Source organism: Cellulomonas sp., assembly GCF_035634735.1.
In the GTDB taxonomy this organism is placed as follows: Bacteria; Actinomycetota; Actinomycetes; order Actinomycetales; family Cellulomonadaceae; genus Cellulomonas.
This window is the reverse complement of record NZ_DASQCJ010000070.1, coordinates 1-4486: the sequence shown is the minus strand read 5'-3', so window position 1 is coordinate 4486 and position 4486 is coordinate 1. Positions and strand designations below refer to the sequence as shown.

Genomic DNA, 4486 nt, shown 5'->3' with positions numbered 1-4486 from the left:
ACGTTCCTGGACAGCGACGTCGCGCAGGCGCTGGACGTGTGCCCGGACCGGTTCGACCTCGTCTGCACCGGGATCGGCGCGCTGTGCTGGCTGCCCGACCTGGACGCCTGGGCGCGGGTGGTCGCCGGCCTGCTGCGTCCGGGCGGCACGTTCTACGTCCGCGAGGCGCACCCGGTCCTCTACGCGCTCGACCCCGGCCGGTCCGACGGCGCCCTCGTGCTGACGCAGCCGTACTTCGGCGGCGCGCCGCGGCACCACCGGCACGCGACCACCTACGCCGGGGGAGCGGTGCCCGAGGACGCGCGGGACACCGTCGAGTGGCAGCACGGGCTCGCCGAGATCGTGCAGGCGCTGCTCGGCGCCGGGCTGCGGCTCGTGGCGGTCGCCGAGCACCGGACGATCCCGTGGCCGGCGCTGCCGGGGATGGTGCCGACGGGCGACGGCAGCTGGGCGCTCGGGGAGGGCGCCGACCGCCTCCCGCTGACCTTCGCCCTCACGGCCACGAAGCCGGGCTGACGGGGCGGCTCGGCGCGCGGCTCCGGTCCCGGGCGCGGGCATGGGACGATGGGGGGTAGTCCCCGACCCTGCGAAAACCGAGGGAGCACGTGTCCCCGATCCCGAGCGCCGCCCAGGCCCAGCGCATCGCCCCCGCGGCGACCCCGCCGGAGCTGCTGCGCAACTTCTGCATCATCGCGCACATCGACCACGGCAAGTCGACGCTCGCGGACCGCATGCTCCAGCTCACCGGCGTCGTCGAGGCGCGCGCGATGCGCGCGCAGTACCTCGACCGCATGGACATCGAGCGCGAGCGCGGGATCACGATCAAGTCGCAGGCGGTGCGCATGCCGTGGGCGCTGGGGGACACCCCGTACGCGCTCAACATGATCGACACCCCGGGCCACGTGGACTTCACCTACGAGGTGTCCCGGTCGCTCGCCGCGTGCGAGGGCGCCGTGCTGCTGGTCGACGCCGCGCAGGGCATCGAGGCGCAGACGCTGGCCAACCTGTACCTGGCGATGGAGAACGACCTCCAGATCATCCCGGTGCTGAACAAGATCGACCTGCCGGCCGCGCAGCCCGAGAAGTACGCCGAGGAGCTGGCCGGCCTCATCGGCGGCGACCCCGAGGACTGCCTCAAGGTGTCCGGCAAGACGGGCGAGGGCGTCGAGGCGCTGCTGGACCGGATCGTCGAGCTGGTCCCGGCGCCGGTCGGCGACCCCGAGGCCCCGGCGCGCGCCATGATCTTCGACTCGGTCTACGACACCTACCGGGGCGTCGTGACGTACGTCCGGGTCAAGGACGGCAACCTCAACCCGCGCGAGCGGATCGCGATGATGTCGACCAAGGCCACGCACGAGCTGCTGGAGATCGGCGTCATCTCGCCCGAGCCGGTCCCGACCAAGGGCCTCGGCGTCGGCGAGGTCGGCTACCTCATCACCGGCGTGAAGGACGTCCGCCAGTCGAAGGTCGGCGACACGGTCACGAACGCGAGCAAGCCGGCCACCGAGGCGATCGGCGGCTACTCCGACCCGAAGCCGATGGTGTTCTCGGGCCTGTACCCGATCGACGGCTCCGACTACCCGGTGCTGCGCGACGCGCTCGACAAGCTCAAGCTCAACGACGCCGCGCTGAACTACGAGCCCGAGACCTCGGTGGCGCTGGGCTTCGGGTTCCGCGTCGGGTTCCTCGGCCTGCTGCACCTCGAGATCATCCGGGAGCGGCTGGAGCGCGAGTTCAACCTCGACCTCATCTCCACCGCCCCCAACGTGGTCTACGAGGTGACGATGGAGGACCGCCAGGTCGTCACCGTCACCAACCCGAGCGAGTTCCCGGGCGGCAAGATCCGCGAGGTGCGCGAGCCGGTCGTGAAGTCGACGATCCTCGCGCCGAGCGAGTTCATCGGCGCGATCATGGAGCTGTGCCAGGGCAAGCGCGGCGACCTGCTCGGCATGGACTACCTGTCCGAGGACCGCGTCGAGATGCGCTACACGCTGCCGCTCGCGGAGATCGTGTTCGACTTCTTCGACCAGCTGAAGTCCCGCACCCGCGGCTACGCGAGCCTGGACTACGAGCCCGTCGGCGAGCAGGTCGCGGACCTGGTGAAGGTCGACATCCTGCTGCAGGGCGAGCAGGTCGACGCGTTCAGCTCGATCGTGCACAAGGACAAGGCCTACGCGTACGGCGTGATGATGGCGTCGAAGCTCAAGGACCTCATCCCGCGCCAGCAGTTCGAGGTGCCGATCCAGGCGGCCGTCGGCTCGCGCGTCATCGCCCGCGAGACCATCCGCGCCATCCGCAAGGACGTCCTCGCCAAGTGCTACGGCGGCGACATCACCCGCAAGCGGAAGCTGCTGGAGAAGCAGAAGGAGGGCAAGAAGCGCATGAAGACCATCGGCCGGGTCGACGTGCCGCAGGAGGCCTTCATCGCCGCGCTGTCGTCCGACGCCGCGGCGCCCAAGGACGCCAAGGACGCGAAGAAGAAGTGAGCCCGGCGCTGCCCGAGGGCGACGCCGCTCCCGCGGACGGCGCCCTCCCGGCCTCGGTGCTCGACGGCGCCGGGGCCCGCGGGTTCGGCGTGTACCTGCACGTGCCGTTCTGCACGGTGCGCTGCGGGTACTGCGACTTCAACACGTACACGGCGACCGAGCTCGGCGGCGGCGCGTCCCAGGTGGCCTACGCGGACACGGCGCTGGCCGAGATCGCGCTCGGCGCCCGGGTCACGGCCGCGGCGGGGCTGCCGGCCCGGCCCGTGTCGACCGTGTTCGTCGGCGGCGGCACCCCCACGGTGCTGCCCGCCGGCGACCTGGTCCGGATGCTCGACGGCGTCCGCGGCGCCTGGGGCCTCGCGGACGACGCCGAGGTCACGACCGAGGCGAACCCCGACTCCGTGACCCCGGAGTCGCTGGCGGAGCTGGCGCGCGGCGGGTTCACGCGGGTGTCGTTCGGCATGCAGTCCGCGGTGCCGCACGTGCTCGCGACCCTGGAGCGCACCCACGACCCGCGGCGGATCCCGGACGTCGTGCGCTGGGCCCGGGACGCCGGCCTGGCCGTGTCGCTCGACCTCATCTACGGCACGCCGGGGGAGTCGCTCGCCGACTGGCGGACCTCGCTCGAGACGGCGCTCGCGACCGGGGTCGACCACGTGTCGGCGTACGCGTTGGTCGTCGAGCAGGGCACCAAGATGGCCGTCCAGGTGCGCCGCGGCGACCTCGCGCTGCCCGACGAGGACGACCAGGCCGCGAAGTACGAGCTCGCCGACGACCTGCTCACCGAGGCCGGCCTGCACTGGTACGAGGTGAGCAACTGGGCGCGCACCCCCGCGGACGCGTGCCGGCACAACCTCGCCTACTGGCGCAACGACGACTGGTGGGGCGTCGGACCCGGCGCGCACAGCCACGTCGGCGGCGTGCGGTGGTGGAACGTGAAGCACCCGCGGGCGTACGCGGCGCGGCTCGACGCGGGGGAGAGCCCCGCGGCGGGGCGGGAGACGGTCGAGGACGCGTCGGCGCGGCTCGAGCGGGTCATGCTCGGGGTGCGGCTGAGCGAGGGGCTGCCGGTCGACGTGCTCAGCCCCGCCGCGCGCACGCGGGTCGCGGGGCTGGTGGCCGACGGGCTGGTCGACGCCCGGGCCGCGCTGGGGGCCGCGGACGTGCCGGGGCGGCGGGTGCGCCTGACGCGGCGCGGCCGGCTGCTCGCGGACGCCGTGGTCCGCACCCTGGCGGACTGACCCGGGCCGGACAGACGAGTGGAGCGTCCTGCCGAACACGCCGGGGCGTGTCGGGCAGAACGCTCCACTCGAGGGTGCTGCTAGCGCGTCCGGGTCACTTCACCAGGCGCAGGGTGAGCGGGTAGCGGTACCACTGGCCCTTGTTGACGGCGACGGCGGCGAGGATCGAGAACACCAGCGCGGCGATGCCGACCACGAACGGCAGGAAGAAGAGCACGCCGACGGTGATGCCGGCCAGGATGCCGGCGGCGATGTAGGCGATCACGACCGTGATCTGGAAGTTCAGCGCCTCCTTGGCCTGGTCGTCCAGGAACGGGCCGCGGCCCTTGAAGACGAGCCAGACCACGAGCGGGGCGAGGAACGAGAACAGGATCCCGCCCAGGTGCGCGAGCAGCGCCCAGGTCTTCTCCTCGTCCGGGCGCAGCGGCTGCTGCGGCGCGGCCCCGTACGGCTGCTGGGGCTGGCCGCCGTACGGCTGCTGGGGCTGACCGCCGAACGGCGGCTGCTGCTGGCCGCCCGCGGGCGGCTGCTGGTCGTACGACATGAGTCTCCTCGTGGGGTGCTGCGGGGCTAAGGCGGTCGAAGCGTAGCGGTGTGACCGGGTCTTTCGTCCTCTTTGCCTCACAGTGGACTCCTTGACACCCGCCCGTCGGCTTCGGTTCGCTGGCCCGACGGGCGACGCACAGCCGACCAGGAGGGCACGCGATGACCGAGAACCCGGGCAGCACCCCGCCGCGCGACGACGAGCCGCAGCCGCCG

3 protein-coding genes and 1 pseudogene are annotated in these 4486 nt (G+C 72.6%); 3 read left to right on the top strand and 1 reads right to left on the bottom strand.

All coding sequences use genetic code 11. The features are described 5' to 3' along the window. From VER05_RS06565 to hemW, 3 genes and pseudogenes are all read left to right on the top strand, one after another. Positions 1–516: pseudogene (locus tag VER05_RS06565) on the top strand (methyltransferase type 12); the annotation flags it as partial. 89 nt (positions 517–605) lie between these two features. Beyond that, on the top strand, positions 606–2486 hold the full coding sequence (gene lepA, locus VER05_RS06560; RefSeq protein ID WP_324844578.1) for a translation elongation factor 4: 1881 nt from the start codon (positions 606–608) through the stop codon (positions 2484–2486). Further along, positions 2483–3727, top strand: coding sequence for a radical SAM family heme chaperone HemW (hemW, locus tag VER05_RS06555; protein ID WP_324844577.1), 1245 nt, complete (start codon positions 2483–2485; stop codon positions 3725–3727). Before lepA ends, hemW begins: the two co-directional genes overlap by 4 nt. Before the next feature lie 94 nt (positions 3728–3821). Here the strand turns inward: hemW and VER05_RS06550 are convergent, their stop codons facing one another. Continuing rightward, positions 3822–4271: a DUF4870 domain-containing protein gene (locus tag VER05_RS06550; RefSeq protein ID WP_324844576.1), complete on the bottom strand. Its 450-nt coding sequence runs from the start codon at positions 4269–4271 to the stop codon at positions 3822–3824. Positions 4272–4486 lie beyond the last annotated feature (215 nt).